Here is a 20,261-nt window from a genome sequence, read left to right on the forward strand (position 1 = left end):
GAAAGAAGGAATGACAATGAAAAAAAGGTTTAAAACACTCATGGTTTGTTTAACAGCAACTGCTTTATTAGCTGCTTGTGGTGGTAAAAGTGGCAATTCAGAAGGGGAATCAAATGAAACGAAAACTCTGGACAGACCCTTTGTTTATGTTGCGCAACAAGTTGTAGGATCAATTGATCCAGCGAAAGTAATTGACGAGACAGAAATTATTGCTGCTGTAAATTTATACGATCCTTTATTTTATCCAGATGTAGAAAATGACAAAATGGATCCAGTTCCACACTTAGCAACAGAGTATGAAGTTTCTGATGATGGATTAGTTTATACAATAAAGCTAAGAGATGATGTAACTTTCCATTCAGGCAATGCATTTACTGCAGATGACGTAGTGTATACAATTCAACGAATGATAGCAATTGGGGAAGGAAATTCTTGGTTGTGGAACGGTGTATTAAATCCAGAAAATGTGAAAAAAATTGATGATTATACAGTTGAATTCACATTGAACAATGCTTATGCTCCCTTCATTTCTTCAATGACTCAATTATTTATAGTCGATAGTAAGTTATTACAAGAAAACACTAAAGCCGATGATTATGGTCAAGGCTATTTAGAAAGTAAAGAGGCTGGTTCAGGTCCATATACATTAACCAAATGGGATCGTGAATCGGAGCTAGATTATAAATCTTATGAAGATTATTGGAAGGGGTGGGAAGATAATCAGTTCAAAGATATTCAAATGAAAATCATTACAGAGGAAGCTACCGTTAAAACACTTTTAGCTTCAGGTCAGGCAGATATGGTTCATCAATGGTTAAATATCTCTGCTTATAAAGAATTTGAAGGCAATGATAAGTTAGTTGTTCAAAAAGATCCAAGTGCTAAATTGCAACACATTCCAATGAATATGCAAAAAGCACCAACTGATGATGAGAACGTGCGTAAAGCAATTGCCTCAGCATTTGATTATAATACGGCAAATAAAGATATTTTAGGTGACTCAACACAAGCTGTTGGTCCAGTTCCAATTGTTGTTACAGGGAATAATCCGGATGCAACAGTTTATCAACAGGACTTAGAAAAAGCAAAAGAATATTTAGCTGATTCAAAATATGCAGGTCAAGATTTAAGTGTCGACTTTATGATTATGGGAGAAAATCCAGAGCAACGTCAATATGGCCAATTGGTTTCAGATAATTTAGCGAAAATTGGTATTAAAGTCAATATTATTAATGCAACATGGCCTCAAATCACAGAGGCTGCAACCTCTGCAGAAAAAACACCAAACTTAACATTAATTTCTGATTCATTGAAATACCCTCACGTAGATAGTCATACGTATGGTATTTATCATCCATCAACGCAGGGAAGTTTCCGTAGTATGAGTTGGTATGACGATCAAGAAACAACTGAAGTTTTGGAAGCTGCTCGTAAAGAAATTGATATTGATAAACAATTAGATTTATACAAAGAAGCACAGAAATTAATTACTGAAAAAGCACCATCGATTTATGTGGCAAATCCTACGCACCATATTGCTTACGCAAACTATGTGGAAGGGTACAAATTTGTGGGATTGATGGGATATGATATTGCTTTTTACAATTTAAACATGAAGTAAACTGTTGAGACAGCTATTCTGTAGATGTTCATTTATTGATTATCTGCAGGTGCTGTCTTCCTTTTCAATCATTATAAGAGAGGAGTTAGTGAAATGGGAAGATTTATAGGTAAACGTATTATTGGATTGATTCCTACAATTCTAGGATTAATTTTACTGATTTTTCTATTATCTAGAATTATGCCTGGGGATTCGGTTCGTTTAGCGTTAGGACCCGAAGCAACGCAAGAACAGATTTTAGCAATGGAAAACAAGTTAGGGCTACATGATTCGTTGATTATACAATTTTTTAATTATATAAAAGGATTATTTGTAGGAGATATGGGACTTTCTCTACGTTCTGGTCGAAATGTATGGTTAGACATTCAAGATACTTTTCCAGCAACCTTCGAATTGTCGCTTGTGTCAATGATTATTTCAGTAGCAGTAGGGATTCCTTTGGGGATTTATTCAGCTGTTAAGAACAACAAAATTTCAGATCATATTATTCGTATTGTTTCATTATCGGGAATTGCTTTGCCACGATTTTGGTTAGCGATTTTACTGCAATTAATTTTTTCTTATTGGTTAGGTTTATTTCCTGTTATTGGACGTGGGGATGTGCCTGTCGATACAATTACGGGCATGCGATTAGTGGATAGTTTAATTACAGGTAATTTTGCAGGATTTACAGATAGTTTTACACATATCTTATTACCAGCAATTGCATTATCTATTGCTACAGCAGCACAAATTATTCGAATGACCCGAACGAATATGATTGATCAAATGAATAAAGATTATGTACTTGCTGCAGAATCTTATGGATTGCCAGAAAATTTAGTATATCAACGCTATATGTTGAAAAATGCCTTTATTTCTGTTCTAACAACGGTTGGGATGCAATTTGGTTCATTAATCGGAAATGCTTTTTTAGTAGAAGCAGTTTTTGGTTGGCCAGGGATGGCTCAGTATGCGATTCAAGGTATTTTATACAAAGACTACAACGCGATTATCGGTGTGACATTAGTTATTGGTTTATTCTTTGTGGTTATTAATGTGATTGTGGACTTATTGTATGGATTCTTTGATCCAAAAATTAAATTGGAAGGTTAAGTAACTGGAATACTATGGGAGGTTCATATGGAAGCAAATATAAAAAAAAGAAAAGCTCCGGGAAAGATTCGTAAACTCCTAAAAAATAAATTGACACTTATTGGTTTGATTATTGTATTCGTAGTCATCATTGCTGCGGTTTTTGCTGATTTTATTGCACCACACCCAGACGATGTGACAGGGTCCATTGATTTTTCATTAATGAATCAACCACCAAGCGGTCAGTATTTATTTGGGACAGATGAAGCTGGAAGAGACATCTTTAGCCGTGTATTATTTGGAGCTCGCTACTCATTAGTGATGGGGGTTATTGTGTTAACTGTTGCGATTGTGATTGGAGTGCCTTTAGGATTGATTGCAGGATTTTGGGGAGGGAAAGTGAATGCTGTTATTATGCGATTGACAGATATCTTTTTATCTATTCCTTCAATTATTCTAGCAATGGCTGTAGCCGCCATTATGGAACCTTCATTGATTAATTCAATGGTGGCAATTTCTTTTGGTTGGTGGCCATGGTTTACTCGTCTAGTACAGGCAGAAACATTAAAAATCAAAAACGAACAATTTATTTTAGCCTCAGAAGGTATTGGTGCGAGTAAATGGCGCATAGCGTTTATAGAAATCTTACCTAATTGTTTATCAACGATTATTGTTAAAGCATCCACAGATATTGGATTTGTAATTCTAACTGGTGCTAGTTTAGGATTTTTAGGATTAGGTGCACAACCGCCAGCACCAGAATGGGGAACGATGGTTGCAGAGGGACGTGTTTATTTACCTACGATGTGGTGGCAAACAACATTTCCTGGATTAGCAATATTAGTGACAGTTTTAGGATTCAATCTGCTAGGAGATGGCTTAAGAGATTATTTTGATGTGAAAGTAGACTAGGGGGGCAGAAGATGGCAGCTGATAATTTATTAGAAATTAAAGACTTATCGATTAGTTTTAAAAATGGCCCAGAAGCTGTACCAACGCTTCATAATGTCAGTATCTCCTTAAAACCCGGAGAACTAGTGACAATTGTTGGGGAGTCAGGGAGTGGAAAAACAATTACGGTTCGATCAATCTTGGGTCTATTAAAAACTCCACCAACTATTTATACAGGAGGAAGCATTCTTTATAAAGGGCAAGATTTATTGAAAAATAAGAAAAAAGATTGGCGTGCAATTCGTGGGAAAGAAATTTCAATGGTTTTTCAAGATCCTATGACAGCATTGAATCCTGTGTTTACAATAGGTGAACAAATGATGAATGTTTATTTGTATCAAGGGAAAAAACGAGCCGGAAGATGGTTTTCTAAACCATCAAAAGAAGAGCGAAAAGCTGCTCGAAATCGAGCAATTGAATTATTAAATAAAATGAGTTTGCCTGATCCAGAAGGTTTACTGGAACGCTATCCTTTTGAATTGAGTGGAGGAATGCGTCAACGAATTGTGATTGCGTTGGCACTCGTGCATACACCAAAACTGTTAATTGCTGATGAACCAGGAACAGCATTAGATGTTACTGTCCAAAATAGCATTAACAGAGAATTACAACGATTGGTAAAAGAGGAAGGAATTTCCATGCTATATATTACTCATAATTTAGGTGTTGCAAAAGAAATGGGTGAACGAACTTATGTCATGCAATATGGAAAAGTAGTGGAAGAAGGAACGACAGAAGAGGTATTTTTACGACCTCAAGAAGCATACACCAAAGATTTACTTCAAGCATTACCGAAGCTTGTCTAGAGAGGGGGCAAACGGAATGGAGAATCAGCCAATTATAGAAGTGCAAGGGCTAAACAAAGAATTTATTGTGAATGGCAAAAAACGTGGACAAAAGAAGACCGTTCATGCTGTAAATAATGTTTCTTTCTCAATGAAACGAGGAACAACTTTGGCTGTGGTCGGAGAATCCGGGAGTGGAAAAACAACATTAGCAAAAATGATTATGCGTTTTGAACCAATTACTGCAGGAAAAATTCTATTCAATGGCAACGATATTAGTCAAATCAAAGGAAAAGATGCATTGAAAGCATTTCGTAAACAAATTCAAATGGTTCATCAAGATCCAACGTCTTCTTTGAATCCAAGTAAAACAATTCGTGAAATTATTGAAGAACCATTACTTGTTCATCGGTATGGGGATTCCAAGGCACGTTTGGAAAAAGTGAAGGAATTAATTCAGATTGTTGAATTACCAATTGATTTTTTAGAACGATATCCACATATGTTAAGTGGGGGGCAGAAACAGCGGGTAGGAATTGCTAGAGCAATTGCATTAGATTCAGAATTAATTATTTTGGATGAACCAACATCAGCTTTAGATGTATCTGTACAAGCTAAAATTATTCAATTGTTAGAAAATTTACAAGAAAAATATCACTTGTCGTATCTATTTATTACACATGATTTGGCATTGGTAAAGAATTTTTCAAATAATGTTATTGTAATGCAATTAGGTAATTTAGTAGAACAAGGAAGTGTTGAGGAAATTTTTCATCATGCCAAAGAAGTTTATACAAAGAAATTATTAAAGTCTATTCCAGTGGTAGAACCAGCAGAACAAGCATATTTGGATAGTATTGTGATTTAAAAAAGGTATTGATCGAGTCTATTTTGTGATTATGGAGAAGGAGGAACGGGTTTGTATATTGATGAAACGAAAATTGAAGCATTAGCACTAGGGGGGATTATCCTAGGTGGTGGCGGTGGTGGCAGCATGGATTACGGCATAGAAAATGCCAAAATTTCTTTGGCCAATGGTCGTCAACCACAGGTGATTCCAGTGGATGAACTGCCTGAAAATGCGACGGTATTAACAATTTCAGCAGTAGGAGCACCTTCTGCAACAGATCAATATGTAGTAGAACAAAATTTTGTAGAAATTATTGAGTTGTTAGAAAAAAATTATGATTTAACCATTGATGCTTTAATTACAAATGAGATGGGGGGAGGATCTAGTTTTAATGCGTTTATACCATCAGCTTTAAAACAAATTCCTATGGTAGATGCCTCTTGCAATGGTCGTGCACATCCATTGGGAACTATGGGAGCTATGGGATTATCTGAAAAAAAAGGATACATCACGCAACAATCAGCAGTTGGTGGAAATCCCTTAAAGAATAAAGAAGTTCAGTTAGTCACACAAGGCTCTGTTAATGCAACGTCTACTTTAATTCGACAAGCAGCTGTTGAAGCAGGCGGTTTAGTAGTCGTAGCAAGAAATCCTGTTAATAAAGAATTTATCCAAAAAAATGCAGCATTAGGTACATTAACACAATCATATGAGGTTGGGAGTGCGTTTTTACAAGGCGTGACGCCACGAGAAAAAGTGATGAATGTTGCAGATTACCTTGGTGGAACAATGGTTTGTCAAGGAATTGTAGAAGAATTTGAATTAACAATGAACGGTGGATTGGATGAAGGAAAATTCATTGTAAGACAAAAAGATGATGAATATGTTCTATATATATGGAATGAATATATGGCATTAGATAAAAATGGAGAACGTCAGAGTACGTTTCCAGATTTATTGATGTCATTTGATCAAGAGACGGGTTTACCCATTACTACCGCTGAATTAAAGGAAGGACAAGCTATCTTCGTCTTGCAAGTACCTTATCAAAAATTAGCTTTAGGTGCAGGAATGTTTGAAATATCAGGTTACAAACGGATTGAACAAGTTTTAGGCATTGAGATAGTAGCATATGTTCAAGAATTGATAGGAAATGATTATTATGAATAAAATTGTCTTTATCACTATCGGTGAAGCTCCACGTAGAGATATTGAAGACTCTTTTCTGGCTTTTTTTAATGATAATTCAAACGTCTCACAAGTAGGAATACTTGATGGATTGACAGTAGAGGAAGCTTTTCAGCAATTTCAGCCAGAAAAACAAGAAGAAGTTCTGGTTAGTACATTTTGTAATGGACAAGGGATTCAAATGTCGAAAGAAAAAGTACAGCAACGATTGCAACAAAAAATTATTAGCCTTGAAGAACAGGGCGTGGATGTGATTGTTATTCTATGTACAGCAGAATTTGAAAAATTGGTAACGAAAAATGCAGTATTGATTGAACCAGAACAAGTTTTATTGCCTTATATACATGAAAAATTTTTTAATCAATCGTTAGGTGTTATTTTACCATTAAGCAATCAAATCGAATCAGCTCGTGAGAAATGGCGAGCAAAGGGGATGAATCCAGTATTTGAAGCTGCGTCTCCGTATAAGTTTTCGAAGAAGCAATTTATGGAAGTTGGTCAACTACTTCAATCAGAAGGGATTGAAGTAATTGTTTTAGATTGTATGGGATACAGTCGCTCCATGAGAGAATTTCTTATGACTGTTACGAATCTACCTGTGTATCAAAGTAATGAATTATTATTTGAATATGTACAAACAATGTTCGAGGAGTGAAAATATGTTAAAACAAGTGATTGAAATGATTGATTTATTAGATAATCCCCAAATTACTGGGGAAAAAGTGATTGCAGTTTTTCAAGGAGTAGCTGGTGTCACTGCAACTAGTACAACTTTACAAGGTAATCAGGGCTCTACGGATTTTGTCAAAATTATTATCGAAGGGACAAATGGTAAAACTCAAGGGGGAACAGCACCTACGTTAGGAATTATTGGACGTCTAGGAGGGATTGCTGCTCATCCAAGTCGCAAAGGGCTAGTATCTGATGCTGATGGAGCAATTGGTGCATTAGCTTCTGCTTTGAAATTAACAGAGATGCGTAAAAAAGAAATGCCTCTTGAGGGAGATATCATTGTTACTACGCATATTTGTCCCAATGCGCCTACGCAACCGCATGAACCAGTTGATTTTATGGGCTCACCTGTTGAAATGAGTGATATGAACGAGTATGAAATTTTACCTGAGATGGATGCAATTATTTCAATTGATGCAACAAAAGGCAATAATATCATCAATCATCGTGGTTTTGCAATTTCTCCAACAGTTAAAGAAGGGTACATCTTACGCATATCCGATGATTTAGTTCGATTAATGACTATGACCACTGGGCAATTAGCTGTAACATTTCCAATTACCATGCAAGATATCACACCATATGGTAACGATGTCTATCATATAAATAGTATTTTACAACCAGCGACAGCAACAAGTGCCCCAGTTGTAGGTCTTGCTTTGACTGCTGAATCAGCTGTTCCAGGTTGTGGTACAGGTGCCAATCATGAAGTGGATATTGCAAGTGCAGTCCGTTTTGTTTTAGAAGTGGCGAAAGAATTTGTTCAGGGAAAATGTAAATTTTATGATTCAGAAGAATTTTCACACTTAGAAAAGTTATATGGAAAAATGACTATTTTACAAACTATGGGGAAAGCATAAAACAGGGACAACCTTTTCGTATGGAAGGTTGTCTTTTTATTTTCCATATGTGTCTTGACATATCTTCTTTAAATAGATACACTAAGTGCAGTTTGATGTGTCTTGACACATATGGAGGAGAAAAAATGAGAAAAAATTCCGTTAGAAAATTAACTATCGCTGCCTTATTAATTGCGATGGGAGTGATTATTCCGATGATTATGCCAAAAATTGTGATTGGTCCAGCATCATTCACATTAGCTAGTCATGTACCATTATTTGCTGCGATGTTCTTTTCCCCACAAATAGCAGTTGCTGTCGCATTGGGAACAGCGTTTGGTTTTCTTTTGACTGCACCATTCATTATCGCATTGCGCGCATTGTCTCATGTGATATTTGCAATAATCGGCTCACTTTATTTACAAAAGCATCCGGAAATTGTGAATAATAACAAAAAATTTCAATGGTACAATGTTTGGATTGGTTTGATTCATGCACTTGCTGAATTGATTGTTGTGGCCATTGTGTTAATCAGTGGAAATCAAACGCAACCAGATAATATGTTACTATTTATCTTTGGCTTTATTGGTGTTGGTGGCTTTATTCATAGTTTAATTGATTATAATATTGCTTTATTTGTCATGCGAGCATTAAGTAAAACATTTGATATTCCTGTTTTCGCAAAAGCAAAAGAAATGAAGCTTAAACGATAAGCGAACAATTGACGAAAAAATAACAAGCAACAATTATCTTTGATTGTGTTGTTCGTAGTCCTGTGCTATATTCAAGGCGTAGATGAAAATCTATAAATAAAAATCAGAGTAGGAAGCAAAGCGTTAAGTGCTAGAAGGATGGGATGTTGCCTTTTGGACGAAGGATGAAAATTCGCGGTTTTGTTTTCGCATTCGCTGCATATTTTTTGTGTAGCAGCTCGATAAGGAGATGCTAGAAATGAAAAGAAAAATTAGTACACAGATGATCACTGTAATGGCCTTGTTGATTGCTTTAACAGTTGTTTTATCGAACATTTTGGGGATTGAAACCCAGTTATTGAAAGTGACCTTTGCTTTCGTTCCCCAAATGATTATGGGGATGCTGTTTGGGCCTTTCTGGTCAGCAGTTGGTGCTGTTATTGCCGATTTAATTGGGAATACAATGTTTGCCAAGGCCCCTTTTTTCATTGGATTTACATTGAATAAGATTATTGCCGGACTTATTTATGGTTACTTTTTTTACAATAAAAAAGTCACATGGAAAAATACCATTCTTTGTACAGTAACGCTCACATTGCTACTAAGTCTATGCTTGACGCCGATTTGGCTATCGATGATGTACCATGTTCCGCTAAATCAGTGGCAACTTTGGGTACCTCGTTTAATTAAGGCTGCTATTATGATTCCAATCGAGGCAGGTACGATGTATGTGATTGGTAATATGTTACCAATCGACCAATTAACGAGAAAATTGAAACTTCAATAATAAGTGAAAATAGATAGAAACAAACATCCAATAAGAAATCATCGCTTGATGGTTTCTTTTTTTCATTTCGTTGTCTTTTTAGCCAAAAATACGGTAGAGTAGAGAGCAAAGGGAGGAATAGTAATGAAACGAATGAGTTTATTCATTGTTTTCGGTTTGATTATAATTATAGGACTAGGGCTATTTAGCTTTGTATATTTTGGTGGGTCATCCAAACAGACAGAATCAAGTCAATCAGACAGTTCGACAAGTGAATCCACCACCGAAACAACAACTAGTGAAACAATAGAGCCATCGAAAATTGATGCGTTACTATCCGAGATGACCTTAGAAGAAAAAGTTGGGCAACTCTTTTTTGTCCGGGTACCAGAAGCCAATCAATTAGAAGATATTCAAACCTATCATTTAGGGGGCTACGTATTATTCGGCCGAGATGTTGAGAATGAAACGAAAGACAGTTTGACACAGAAAATTGCTGATTACCAAGCAGCTAGTGATATTCCATTATTAATTGGCGCAGATGAAGAAGGCGGGACGGTTACACGAATTAGTCATAATCCAGAATTAGCACAGGCACCATTTGAATCACCGCAAACACTTTATGCTAATGGGGGTTGGTCAGCGATTCGTGAAGATACCAAAGAAAAAGCCCAGCTGTTAAAAGACTTAGGAATTCACACCGGACTCTTTCCAATCGCCGATGTGGCGACCGATCCGCAAGCTTTCATTTATGACCGAACAATTGGTCAGGATGCACAAGGTACCAGTGAATTTGTTGAAACAGTTGTCAAAGCACTTCAAGAAGAACAAAGTGGTTCAACGCTGAAACATTTTCCAGGCTATGGCAATAACCGTGATTCACACGTCGAAATTGTCGTGGACGATCGCTCGTTAGATGAATTAAGAGCAACCGATTTTGTGCCGTTTATTGCCGGAATCAAGGCAGGTGCAGATAGCATCTTAGTATCTCATAATATCATTAATAGCATGGATACCGATGTACCAGCGTCTATTTCACCTGAAGTCCACCGAGTACTACGAGAGGAATTGCAATTTGATGGCGTCGTGATGACCGATGATATGGATATGGCAGGTTTAGCTGATTTTATTCCTCAAGAAGAAGCCGGTTTAGCTGCTTTACAAGCAGGCAATGATTTGGTGATGTCCTCGACATATCAAGTACAGATTCCAGCAGTTATTCAAGCTGTACAATCAGGAGAATACAGTGAAGAACAATTAGATATCTCCGTTCGTCGCGTGTTGGAATGGAAAGAAAAATTAGGGTTAATTGAATAATAAAGGAAAAGAACTTTCGAGAAGAAAGTTCTTTTTAAATACTAAATTTCTTTAAATTTTATCGAAAAACGATAAAAAAAGATTGAATATCGATATATTTGTGGCTAGAATCAAGAAAACAGAATAAAAGGAGAGAAAATCAATGAAGATAAAAACAACATTTTTAAAAATTGCGCTAGGAGGTATGACGCTATTTATTCTATTCTTGGGGCTGCTTGTCACGATGGGAGCGTTGAGTTCTTATTTTAATCATGATTTATTTTTAGAACAAATTATCGCTTATATTGCATTATATATTGCTGCCTTTTTAGCCTTAGCTGTGATTGTATTTATTTATCGAATGCTTCGTTTAATTGATAAAGACAAACCATTTACAACTGAAGCATTGCAAATCGTCTCAGGAGTAAAAAAATTAATTATCGGTTTATTTGTCGCATTGCTAGGTATTTTACCCATGTTTTATTATATTGCAGACAATGGCGATGCACCTGGCGTGATGATTATTGGTTTAGGCATTGTCAGTCTTCCATTGGCAGTAGCTATTTTCGTTGCAACTATTGAAAAGCTATTAATGCGCGTCATTCAAATCAAACAAGAAAACGACTTAACTGTCTAGGAGGGACGAATATGCCAATTAAAGTCAATATCGACCGCTTGCTAGTCGAGCAACAGATGTCCGTCACCGAATTAGCAGATAAAGTAGGAATCACCATGGCAAATATTTCTATTTTAAAAAACGGAAAAGCCAAAGCGATTCGCTTTTCCACACTTGAAGCATTGTGCAAAGCTTTGAACTGCCAGCCAAAGGATTTGTTGGAGTATGTGGAGGAGTAATGGAATCATATTACTGTTTAACTAAATAGATAGAAGGAATATTCGATTGACTACATAGTTAATCGAATATTTTTTGTCACTTCGTGGTGACAAAGGATGTACTGCACCAAAAATGTAAACGCTGTACAATGAAATTGTTCAAAGGAGGAAGCGTATGAATGAAATAATTGATAAGCGAACGATATTTTTAGACCAAACATTTTCAAATAAGCAAGAAGTATTAGAAGTAATCGCCAAAACATCGGTCCATCTTAATATAGCTGATTCTGAGGTAGCTATTCTAGAGGAACTCGTTGCGCGTGAAAACATGTTATCTACTTCTGTAGGAAAAGGTATTGCTATTCCGCATTGTAAATCAAAAAACGTAAAATCATCAAAAATATTTTTATACCGTCTATCTAAAGAAATCAATTGGGACGAAGATGAACCTGTATCGCTAGTTTTTGCCATTTTAACCAATAGTGACAACTCAGATCATTTATCTATTTTAGCGAAATTATCTAGAAATTTACTAAAGGAAACTTTTTTAGGAAAAGTTAAAGCAGCAACATCATCTGAAGAAATTTATGAACAATTAACAACTATTTTAAATTAAGGAGCTGGAGAAAAATGAAAAAAATCGTTGCAGTCTGTGCATGTCCTATGGGGGTTGCACATACGTATATGGCAGCAGATGCTATTGAAGAAGCTGGTAAAAAATTAGGAATGAGCGTTAAAGTAGAGACGCAAGGGGCCGGAGGAATTGAAGATAAATTAAAACCAAAAGAAATTGCCGAAGCGGATTTAATTATTTTTGCAACAGCTGTTAAAGTCAGCCAAATTGAACGCTTTGAGGAGTATGAGGGCAAATTGGTACGCGTGACCTTAAAAGAAGCCATCAATAATAGTGAAGCAATTATAACAGAAAATATGTAAAGAGGAGAAAAATGATGAATAAACAAAAATTACAGGATTTACAGCAGCATTTAATGACTGGTATTTCCTATATGATTCCAATTATCGTTCCAGCTGGGATTATTATGGGAATTGGTATTATGATTGGTCAAGTGTCAGGATTTGATGCTTGGGATACTGCTTTATTAGATAGCAGTAACAATGTGCAAAAATTTGTGGGCTGGATTACGCAGATTGCTGGTGCAGGCATGATGAGCTTGATGTTCCCAGTATTTGCCGCTTATGTCTCTTACAGTATTTCGGATAAACCAGGGTTAGCACCAGGGTTTATTGGTGGCTACTTGGCAAATGTGATGGGGTCAGGCTTCTTAGGTGCTGTTGCTGTAGGGTTATTTGCAGGATTTTTCGTGCAATTTTTAAATGATCATATTAAATTTAGTCGTACATTCAGACCAGTTAAAAATATGTTTATTGTACCTGTGTTTTCTACATTATTAGTGATTATCGTGAGTTATTTTATTATTGGTCCAGTTGGTGTTATATTAGTAAATGCGATTACTGCTTTTATCAATGCAGTAGGGGAAACAGGTGAAGTTGCACTAGCTTCTGTGATTGCCGGTTCAATGGCATTCGATTTAGGAGGGCCAGTAAATAAAACGGCGTTAGCTTTGTCTATGCAATTGAATACGGATACAAATGCAAATGCTTGGGTGCCTGCAATGATTGGTGCCGTTATTCCGGCAGTTGGAATTGGCTTAGCAACGTTATTAGATAAAATTGTTTTGAAAAAAGCTGTCTATGATAATCAAATGAAAACAGATGGGATTGCTTGTTTCATTTTAGGATTTATGGGGATTTCAGAAGGAGCAATTCCCTTCGCGATTAAAGACCCGTTGTTTATGATTCCTTTGAATGTCATAGCTTCAGCAATTGGTGGTGGAATTGCGGCTTTATTAGGAACGAGTGCAGTAACTGGAGTTCCGGCAGCAATTTGGGGATGGCCTTTATCAACTAATCCGTTTGGCTGGGTCTTGGCGGTTGCAGTAGGATCAATTATCGTGTGTATCGGTGCATTGTATCGAGGAAGTCAGCTAGCAAAGAAGAATGAAATAAAGCCAACTGTGTAATTTTTAGTGACTGAAAACTGGAAAATGAGGGAAGCGAATGAATAAGAAGTTAAAAAAAATGATCGAAGTTCTTTTAAGAAGCAATCACTCAATCTCTAGCAGTCGTTTAGCTGAAATTATTGGGGTTAGCCAACGAACAATTAAAAGATATATTAAAGAAATACCTGATTCGTTTTCGGGTGTTTCTTTTACCATACAGGCTGATAAAAATGGGTATCAGTTAATCATTGATACATCAGAGAAAATTAAATTATTGGAAGTTTTGGGCAATTTAGATGGAGAAGAAAATGATGCGGTGGGAGCGAATATTTTTCTTTATTTAGTGTTTCATGGAGAATCCACGATTGAAGAGATATCAGACTACTTTTATTATGCTCGAAATACAATTGCTAAAAGAATTGAAGATGTGAGGGCCGAAATTACGCAATTTGATATCCAGATTCGACGTTCTACTAAAGGATTAACACTGATTGGAAAAGAATCTGCTTTACGTAAAGCGCTGTTTCATTTTTTAGAATTAGATAATAAATACAGCCAGCAATTAGTTGAAGAATATTTTCATGAAGCTCGATTTATTGAACAAATTCATCAAATCATTATCCGTGAATTAATCGATAATGATAGCTCGTTTTCACAAGAACAAATTTTACTAATTTTGAAAAATATTTTAATTGTATTGATTCGAGCGGAATATCCAAATGACAAAATTTATGAGAATGATGTGCTTGTGTATAAGAATTACATGGTAGTAAACAATATTGCGAAACAAATTTCAGAAGCCTTCCAATTAGAAATTAGTGAAGCGGATTTGTTTTACTTATCTATTTTATTTGGAAATACGACATTTACTGAAGAACGAGAACGCGAAATACGAATGGCCATTTTTTATTGTTTAGAAAAATTGGATAAACAATACAACGAGCAGTTTTTAGAAAACAGTCGAATGACTAGGAATTTACAATCGCATGCAATCATTAGTATTCAACGATTAACCATTGGGCTTTCTATGCAAAATCCTTTAAAAGAAATGATTAAAACACGTTATTTTTTAGCATACGAATATGCAACCTTCTTTTCTAATGAACTATCAAAAATCTTATCTATTCAATTCACAGATGAGGAAATTAGCTACTTTGCTTTACATTTTCAAACGTATTTAGAAGAGAAAAAAGAAGATGAAATCTATCATGTGATGGTTATTTGCGAGAATGGTGTAGGCACGTCATCATTAGTTCGAATGCAACTAGAAGCTCGCTTTACTAATTTACAAGTATTGAAAGTAATTCCTAGATATTTGGCAGAACAACAAGATTACCGTGACATTGATTTTATTATTTCAACACATCATATTCAAATAGACTTACCCAAAGAGATTATCTATGTCAGTCCTGTATTGACAGAGCAAGACTTTAAAACAGTTCATCGGCATATTCGTTCTTCATTGAGTACTGGATATATAAAGTCATTGTTTCATAAGGAGCTATTTATTTGTGATGTTCAGTTGAAAGACAAGGAAGAAGTATTACATGCGATTGGGAATATTTTACAAGGACAAAATCGAATTACGACCGAAAAACAAGAGCAGTTATTAGAACGTGAAAAATATGCACCAACAGATGTGGTTTCAGGTGTTGCCTTGCCGCATTTTGTGACAAGCGGTAAATCATTTTTCTTCTTTATGAAGTTACAAGAACCGATTTTATGGTCCACTGAACAAGTATCCTACATCTTTTTTGGAGGGATTAACGTTCAAGAAAAGGAAAGTAAAAAACTCTTCCCCTATTTAATAAAAAAGTTTCAACAAGAAACAATCCTCAAAAAAATGAATCACATCAAAACATATGAGGAATTCATACAAATTTTAGTCGAAGGTTAGGTGTAAAAATGTTAAATATAGGATTTATTGGATTTGGAAAAAGTGCAACGAGGTACCATTTACCATATTTATTGACTCGTAAAGAGACAATAAAAGTTTGTAAAATTTATTCTCCTAGCGTGGATGAATCATATCTTGAGCCGTTGGAATTAGCTTCTACGGATTTTTGTGAAAGCTTGGAGGAATTGTTAGAAAGTCCAGAGCTAGATATGATTACCATCTGTACGCCTCCTACCACACATTATGAATTAGCAATGAAAGTGTTGCGTGCGGGCAAGCATGTACTAGTTGAAAAGCCATTCTGTAGTACTGTGGAAGAAGCAGAGGAAATCTTTGCCTATGCCAAAGCCCATCAACTAATTGCTATGCCGTATCAAAATCGTCGTTTTGATAGTGAAATGATTGCTGCCCGTGAAATTGTCCATTCTGGCGAATTGGGAGATGTTTTTGAAGTGGAATTTCATTTTGATCGTTTCCGTCCAGAAGATGAACGACCACAAGGAACGGTATATGACGGTGAGTTTTATGGATTAGGCATTCACTTGCTAGATAAGGGAATTTCATTGTTTGGTATACCTGATAAAGTCTTTTATGATATTCGAACATTAAGAAAGCCAGAAAATCCAGATGATACGTTTGAAATGCAATTGTTTTACCCAGATAAAAAAGTTATCTTAAAGGTGAATCAACTGATTGCTAGTGAATATCCAAGCCTTCGTATTAACGGGAAAAAAGGTAGTTTAGTAAAATATGGAATGGATATGCAAGAAACATACTTGAAGCAAAATATCTTGCCTAATCAAGATGGCTTTGGCATAGATCAACAACCAATTACCGTTACACTTGCAAATGGAGAAGAATTGTCGGTTGAGAAGCGACTAACACCCATTGGGGATTATGGCAAAGTCTATGATGCAATGTACGCAACAATCAAAGAAGGAAAACCTAAACTAGTCAGTGATGAGAGTGCGATAGCTAACATTCGCATTCTTGCAGACGGCGTACAACATCCAACACCTTTTATTTTTGAATTATAAAATAACCCTCGAGATAGTCGTAATGGCTATTTCGGGGTTCCTTTTTTTAAGTCCTTTTTCTAAATAAAAAAGCCGATATCCTTCCAGATACCGGCAAAACTGCTTATTGTTCAAACTGTGCATGATGCAATTGGTAATACGCTCCTTTCGCAGCGAGTAATTCTTCATGTGTACCTTGTTCAATAATATGGCCAGCTTCCATTACTAGGATTTTATCGGCTGATTGAATCGTAGATAAACGATGGGCGATAACAAAGCTCGTTCGTCCTTTCATCATTTCAAGAAAAGCAGATTGGATATTCTTTTCAGTCAATGTATCGACGGAGCTAGTTGCTTCATCCAAAATTAACATCGCAGGATTGCTAATCATAGTACGGGCAATAGTTAAAAGTTGTCGTTGTCCGTCAGAAATTTTAATTCCTTGTTGGCCAATTTGTGTATCTAATGTTTGTGGCAAACGCATCACATAATCATACATATACGACTTTTTCAATGCAGTATAAATTTCTTCATCAGTCGCATCAGCGTTTCCGTAAGTTAGATTTTCACGCAGACTAGCATCAAATAGCCATGTATCCTGTAAGACCATCCCAAAGTGTTTGCGTAAATTGTCGCGCTTAAGGTCACGTATATCGACACCATCAATCGTAATTTTTCCTTTATCTACATCATAAAAACGCATCAACAAATTCACTAAAGTAGATTTTCCTGCGCCTGTTTTTCCAACGATAGCAATCGACTCACCCGGTTTCGCCGTAAAATTGAAATCCTCAATCAATGGGCGATTTGGCGTATACGCAAAATCAACAGCTTCAAAGCGGATTTCTCCTTGCACATTGGTTAATTCTTGTCCGTCTTCATCGGATGATTCTGCTTGTTGATCCAATAAATCAAACGTGCGTGTTAAGCCCGCCAATGCCGTTTGAATTTGGGTCGTAATCCCTGAAATTTCAATAAATGGTTTTGAAAACTGTGTTGAATAAATTGTAAAACTTGAAACGACCCCAATTGTTACTAATTCGCTACCCGAAAGAATCAAATAAGCACCCGTGAAACCCACTGCTACATAAGCTAAATGATCAACAAAACGAGACAGTGGATTAGTTAATGAAGAGGAGAATTGGGCTTTTTGCCCACGAATATAGAGTTCTTGGTTGATTGTTTCAAAACGAGTTTGATTGACTTCTTCTTGTTGGAAAGCTTTGACGATTTTTTGATTTCCAACCATTTCAGTCACAAAACCAGAAACTTCACCGACAATTTCTTGCTGGCGTCGAAAATTATTTTGTGACGCATTGGCAACTGCCCAGCTTACAAGAAAGATAATGGGTGTTGAGACTAAGACGACAATTGTTAAGACGACACTCATCCGAATCATCATCACAAAAGCTAATAAAACAACAGATAGCCCTGAAAACAATTGATTAAAAATCGCTGACACTGCCACAGAAACATTATCCATATCATTTGTAAAGCGACTGACAATATTCCCGTGTGATGTCTGGTCATAATAGCGAAGTGGCAATTGATTTAATTGTTGATAAGCATCTTTTCGTAAATCAGCTACCGCCAGATAAGCGACCCGATTGCCTAATCGTTGAATCAACCACTGACTGATTACTGTTACAAGGACAATGCCAATAAATAATGAGATAATTCGATACAAAGTAGAGAAGTCAACTCGATGGACAATCAGCTGATCCACCGCTCGTCCGATTAAATAAGTCATATAGACTGACGTGGACCCAGCGATGACCCCTAAAAAGATAGCGGCAATATTTTCTTTTTTATATTTTAATAGGTAAGGAAAGAAGCGTTTGATACTTTTCCAATCAAAAGATTTTTTATTCATTCGATTCCCTCCTCTTGTGATTCAACAATTTCTTGATATTCATGTGATGTTTGCAATAATTCGTCGTGTGTTCCTTTCGCAACTAATCGACCTGAATCCATGACTAGAATTTGTTGCGCATCTTGAATCGAACGAATGCGTTGCGAAATAATAATGACGGTCCCAGGAAGTTGCTTCAATGCTTTACGTAGATTTAAATCGGTTTGATAATCTAAAGCACTTAAGGAATCATCTAAGATTAAAATTTCTGGTTTAGCAATTAATGCACGTGCAATCGTTAGCCGTTGTTTTTGGCCACCAGAGAAATTTTTCCCGCCTTCAAAAATAGGCGTGTCCAATCCTTCCGGTAATGATTGAACGAAATCAAGGGACTGAGCGATTTTTAAAGCTTCCCAACATTCTTCGTCGGTCGCATCTTTTTTACCCCAACGCAGGTTATCGCGAATGGTTCCGGTAAACAAGACAGCGGTTTGAGGAACCATTGCTACTTTTTGGCGTAAGGTTGATAATTCCCATTGGCGGACATCCAGTCCCTCAATACGGACACTCCCAGCTGCCACGTCATAGAAACGAGGAATTAATTGTGTGAGAGCCGTTTTTCCGCTACCTGTAGGACCAGTAATTCCGACCGTCGTTTGACTTGGAATCGTTAGTGTAATGTCATGCAAAGCCAAACCAAATTCTGGCGCAAAACGAAAATCTACATGTTCAAAAGAAATCTCACCACGTGTGTTCTTAGTAGGTAACTCACCAGCAGTCTCTTGAATGACAGGTTCTGCATCCAAGACTTCACTAATTCGACTAGCCGAAGCAGCCGCGCGTGTAAAGATAATCACTAAATTAGATACAACAATCAATGCCAACAACATTTGATTCATATAATTAACAAGCGCTAAAACTTGCCCAGGTTGTAGATGTCCCGTGTTTACTTTAAAACCACCAAGATAAAAAATCGCGAGTACACCAACGTTCATAATCAAGGTTGTTGCTGGTGTCAGTAATGCGGAGAGATTCGTGACACGTAAGTAGACTTTAGAAAGTTCGTCTGTCGACTGATTGAAACGATTGATTTCAGTCTTTCGACGTGCAAATGCACGAATGACACGTACACCACTTAAATTTTGGCTCACTAATTCGTTGAGGCGATCGAGTTGTTGTTGTACACGTTTATATAAAGGAACAGAACGACCAATAATGAAAAATAAGACAAGACAAAAGAGAGGTAAGACCAATAAAAAAATAATCCCAATTTGCCAATCAATATAAAATGACATTACAACCGCACCAATACTTAAAAAGGGTGCCCGTACAACCAAACGAATTAACATCGCTAAAGCTATCTGCACTTGATTAATGTCATTGGTCATGCGAGTAATCAACGTATCCGTCCCAAATCGATTCAATTCTTGATGGGACAATTGATTGATTTTACGCATCAAACGATTACGCAATTCCGTTCCAAAACCTTGTGAGGCAAAGGAAGCGAAATATTGACAAACCATCGCACACCCCAAACCAATCACCGACATGGCAATCATCCATAGTGTCATCGAAAGGACCTTTGACCAGTCATTTTTTTGAATTCCTTCATCAACCAGAATGGCCATTAATAATGGAAGAATAAGTTCGAAAACGGCTTCTAAAAATTTGAAGACAGGCCCAAGAATAATTTGTTTCTGGTATTTTTTTGCATATTGTAATAAATGAACCATCATAACCTCCTAATTACTACTTGATAAGAACATTGTAACGGAAACATCTAATGAAAGAAAGTTGTTGCTACTGATAGTTGATGTAGTACCGAAATAGACAAAAAACGAATGGAT

Annotated in this window: 20 protein-coding genes and 1 riboswitch; of the genes, 18 read left to right on the top strand and 2 right to left on the bottom strand. The window is 36.4% G+C overall.

All coding sequences use genetic code 11. The features are described from left to right. Positions 1-16: 16 nt before the first annotated feature. The 18 genes from BAU17_RS07290 (at position 17) to BAU17_RS07375 (ending at position 16,583) form a co-directional block, all read left to right on the top strand. Complete coding sequence (locus BAU17_RS07290) at positions 17-1,621, top strand: ABC transporter substrate-binding protein (protein ID WP_161902152.1); 1,605 nt, start codon at positions 17-19, stop codon at positions 1,619-1,621. Between the two features lie 93 nt (positions 1,622-1,714). Beyond that, positions 1,715-2,716: an ABC transporter permease gene (locus BAU17_RS07295; protein ID WP_161902153.1), complete on the top strand. Its 1,002-nt coding sequence runs from the start codon at positions 1,715-1,717 to the stop codon at positions 2,714-2,716. Positions 2,717-2,743: 27 nt separating this feature from the next. Continuing rightward, positions 2,744-3,607, top strand: coding sequence for an ABC transporter permease (locus tag BAU17_RS07300; protein WP_161902154.1), 864 nt, complete (start codon positions 2,744-2,746; stop codon positions 3,605-3,607). Positions 3,608-3,618: 11 nt separating this feature from the next. Then, complete coding sequence (locus tag BAU17_RS07305) at positions 3,619-4,452, top strand: ABC transporter ATP-binding protein (protein ID WP_161902155.1); 834 nt, start codon at positions 3,619-3,621, stop codon at positions 4,450-4,452. Between the two features lie 16 nt (positions 4,453-4,468). Then, a complete protein-coding gene (locus tag BAU17_RS07310) occupies positions 4,469-5,299 on the top strand; it encodes an ATP-binding cassette domain-containing protein (RefSeq protein WP_161902156.1) in 831 nt (276 codons plus the stop codon). 51 nt (positions 5,300-5,350) lie between these two features. After that, the gene (locus tag BAU17_RS07315; protein WP_161902157.1) at positions 5,351-6,451 is read left to right on the top strand and encodes an S-methyl thiohydantoin desulfurase domain-containing protein; all 1,101 of its coding nucleotides are present in this window, start codon (positions 5,351-5,353) and stop codon (positions 6,449-6,451) included. Then, positions 6,444-7,124 carry an AroM family protein gene (locus BAU17_RS07320; protein ID WP_161902158.1) on the top strand — a complete coding sequence of 227 codons (681 nt, stop codon included), beginning with the start codon at positions 6,444-6,446 and terminating at the stop codon, positions 7,122-7,124. The genes BAU17_RS07315 and BAU17_RS07320 overlap by 8 nt, the downstream gene beginning before the upstream one ends. Before the next feature lie 4 nt (positions 7,125-7,128). Beyond that, positions 7,129-8,061 (top strand): DUF1177 domain-containing protein, encoded by a 933-nt coding sequence (locus tag BAU17_RS07325; RefSeq protein ID WP_161902159.1) that lies wholly within the window; start codon positions 7,129-7,131, stop codon positions 8,059-8,061. A gap of 125 nt (positions 8,062-8,186) precedes the next feature. Further along, positions 8,187-8,753: a hypothetical protein gene (locus BAU17_RS07330; RefSeq protein WP_161902160.1), complete on the top strand. Its 567-nt coding sequence runs from the start codon at positions 8,187-8,189 to the stop codon at positions 8,751-8,753. Between the two features lie 102 nt (positions 8,754-8,855). Then, positions 8,856-8,953, top strand: a riboswitch (THF riboswitch). 38 nt (positions 8,954-8,991) lie between these two features. Beyond that, the gene (locus BAU17_RS07335) at positions 8,992-9,519 is read left to right on the top strand and encodes a folate family ECF transporter S component (protein WP_161902161.1); all 528 of its coding nucleotides are present in this window, start codon (positions 8,992-8,994) and stop codon (positions 9,517-9,519) included. A gap of 132 nt (positions 9,520-9,651) precedes the next feature. Continuing rightward, positions 9,652-10,815 carry a glycoside hydrolase family 3 protein gene (locus tag BAU17_RS07340; RefSeq protein WP_161902180.1) on the top strand — a complete coding sequence of 388 codons (1,164 nt, stop codon included), beginning with the start codon at positions 9,652-9,654 and terminating at the stop codon, positions 10,813-10,815. Between the two features lie 142 nt (positions 10,816-10,957). Continuing rightward, complete coding sequence (locus tag BAU17_RS07345) at positions 10,958-11,431, top strand: DUF2975 domain-containing protein (protein WP_161902162.1); 474 nt, start codon at positions 10,958-10,960, stop codon at positions 11,429-11,431. An 11-nt stretch (positions 11,432-11,442) separates the two neighbouring features. Further along, positions 11,443-11,649: a helix-turn-helix domain-containing protein gene (locus tag BAU17_RS07350; protein WP_161902163.1), complete on the top strand. Its 207-nt coding sequence runs from the start codon at positions 11,443-11,445 to the stop codon at positions 11,647-11,649. Positions 11,650-11,803: 154 nt separating this feature from the next. Beyond that, a complete protein-coding gene (locus tag BAU17_RS07355) occupies positions 11,804-12,244 on the top strand; it encodes a PTS sugar transporter subunit IIA (RefSeq protein ID WP_161902164.1) in 441 nt (146 codons plus the stop codon). A 14-nt stretch (positions 12,245-12,258) separates the two neighbouring features. Then, positions 12,259-12,564, top strand: coding sequence for a PTS fructose transporter subunit IIB (locus BAU17_RS07360; protein WP_161902165.1), 306 nt, complete (start codon positions 12,259-12,261; stop codon positions 12,562-12,564). 11 nt (positions 12,565-12,575) lie between these two features. Beyond that, positions 12,576-13,670, top strand: coding sequence for a PTS fructose transporter subunit IIC (locus BAU17_RS07365; RefSeq protein WP_161902166.1), 1,095 nt, complete (start codon positions 12,576-12,578; stop codon positions 13,668-13,670). Between the two features lie 37 nt (positions 13,671-13,707). Then, on the top strand, positions 13,708-15,546 hold the full coding sequence (locus tag BAU17_RS07370) for a BglG family transcription antiterminator (RefSeq protein WP_161902167.1): 1,839 nt from the start codon (positions 13,708-13,710) through the stop codon (positions 15,544-15,546). Between the two features lie 8 nt (positions 15,547-15,554). Beyond that, positions 15,555-16,583 carry an oxidoreductase gene (locus tag BAU17_RS07375; protein WP_161902168.1) on the top strand — a complete coding sequence of 343 codons (1,029 nt, stop codon included), beginning with the start codon at positions 15,555-15,557 and terminating at the stop codon, positions 16,581-16,583. Between the two features lie 103 nt (positions 16,584-16,686). Here the strand turns inward: BAU17_RS07375 and BAU17_RS07380 are convergent, their stop codons facing one another. Next, on the bottom strand, positions 16,687-18,435 hold the full coding sequence (locus tag BAU17_RS07380; RefSeq protein ID WP_161902169.1) for an ABC transporter ATP-binding protein: 1,749 nt from the start codon (positions 18,433-18,435) through the stop codon (positions 16,687-16,689). After that, positions 18,432-20,147, bottom strand: a complete 1,716-nt coding sequence (locus BAU17_RS07385) for an ABC transporter ATP-binding protein (protein WP_161902170.1) — start codon at positions 20,145-20,147, stop codon at positions 18,432-18,434. Before BAU17_RS07385 ends, BAU17_RS07380 begins: the two co-directional genes overlap by 4 nt. Between the last annotated feature and the right edge of the window lie 114 nt (positions 20,148-20,261).

It is taken from the genome of Candidatus Enterococcus willemsii, from assembly GCF_009933335.1.
Taxonomy (GTDB): domain Bacteria; phylum Bacillota; class Bacilli; order Lactobacillales; family Enterococcaceae; genus Enterococcus_F; species Enterococcus_F willemsii.

Bases quoted from the DNA above. Each gene is read 5' to 3' on its own strand.
- BAU17_RS07310 (WP_161902156.1), top strand. From the start codon at position 4,469: ATGGAGAATCAGCCAATTATAGAAGTGCAAGGGCTAAACAAAGAATTT.
- BAU17_RS07290 (WP_161902152.1), top strand. From the start codon at position 17: ATGAAAAAAAGGTTTAAAACACTCATGGTTTGTTTAACAGCAACTGCT.
- BAU17_RS07350 (WP_161902163.1), top strand. From the start codon at position 11,443: ATGCCAATTAAAGTCAATATCGACCGCTTGCTAGTCGAGCAACAGATG.
- BAU17_RS07365 (WP_161902166.1), top strand. From the start codon at position 12,576: ATGATGAATAAACAAAAATTACAGGATTTACAGCAGCATTTAATGACT.
- BAU17_RS07375 (WP_161902168.1), top strand. From the start codon at position 15,555: ATGTTAAATATAGGATTTATTGGATTTGGAAAAAGTGCAACGAGGTAC.
- BAU17_RS07305 (WP_161902155.1), top strand. From the start codon at position 3,619: ATGGCAGCTGATAATTTATTAGAAATTAAAGACTTATCGATTAGTTTT.
- BAU17_RS07345 (WP_161902162.1), top strand. From the start codon at position 10,958: ATGAAGATAAAAACAACATTTTTAAAAATTGCGCTAGGAGGTATGACG.
- BAU17_RS07335 (WP_161902161.1), top strand. From the start codon at position 8,992: ATGAAAAGAAAAATTAGTACACAGATGATCACTGTAATGGCCTTGTTG.
- BAU17_RS07355 (WP_161902164.1), top strand. From the start codon at position 11,804: ATGAATGAAATAATTGATAAGCGAACGATATTTTTAGACCAAACATTT.
- BAU17_RS07330 (WP_161902160.1), top strand. From the start codon at position 8,187: ATGAGAAAAAATTCCGTTAGAAAATTAACTATCGCTGCCTTATTAATT.
- BAU17_RS07360 (WP_161902165.1), top strand. From the start codon at position 12,259: ATGAAAAAAATCGTTGCAGTCTGTGCATGTCCTATGGGGGTTGCACAT.
- BAU17_RS07370 (WP_161902167.1), top strand. From the start codon at position 13,708: ATGAATAAGAAGTTAAAAAAAATGATCGAAGTTCTTTTAAGAAGCAAT.
- BAU17_RS07340 (WP_161902180.1), top strand. From the start codon at position 9,652: ATGAGTTTATTCATTGTTTTCGGTTTGATTATAATTATAGGACTAGGG.
- BAU17_RS07320 (WP_161902158.1), top strand. From the start codon at position 6,444: ATGAATAAAATTGTCTTTATCACTATCGGTGAAGCTCCACGTAGAGAT.
- BAU17_RS07295 (WP_161902153.1), top strand. From the start codon at position 1,715: ATGGGAAGATTTATAGGTAAACGTATTATTGGATTGATTCCTACAATT.
- BAU17_RS07385 (WP_161902170.1), bottom strand. From the start codon at position 20,147: ATGGTTCATTTATTACAATATGCAAAAAAATACCAGAAACAAATTATT.
- BAU17_RS07300 (WP_161902154.1), top strand. From the start codon at position 2,744: ATGGAAGCAAATATAAAAAAAAGAAAAGCTCCGGGAAAGATTCGTAAA.
- BAU17_RS07325 (WP_161902159.1), top strand. From the start codon at position 7,129: ATGTTAAAACAAGTGATTGAAATGATTGATTTATTAGATAATCCCCAA.
- BAU17_RS07380 (WP_161902169.1), bottom strand. From the start codon at position 18,435: ATGAATAAAAAATCTTTTGATTGGAAAAGTATCAAACGCTTCTTTCCT.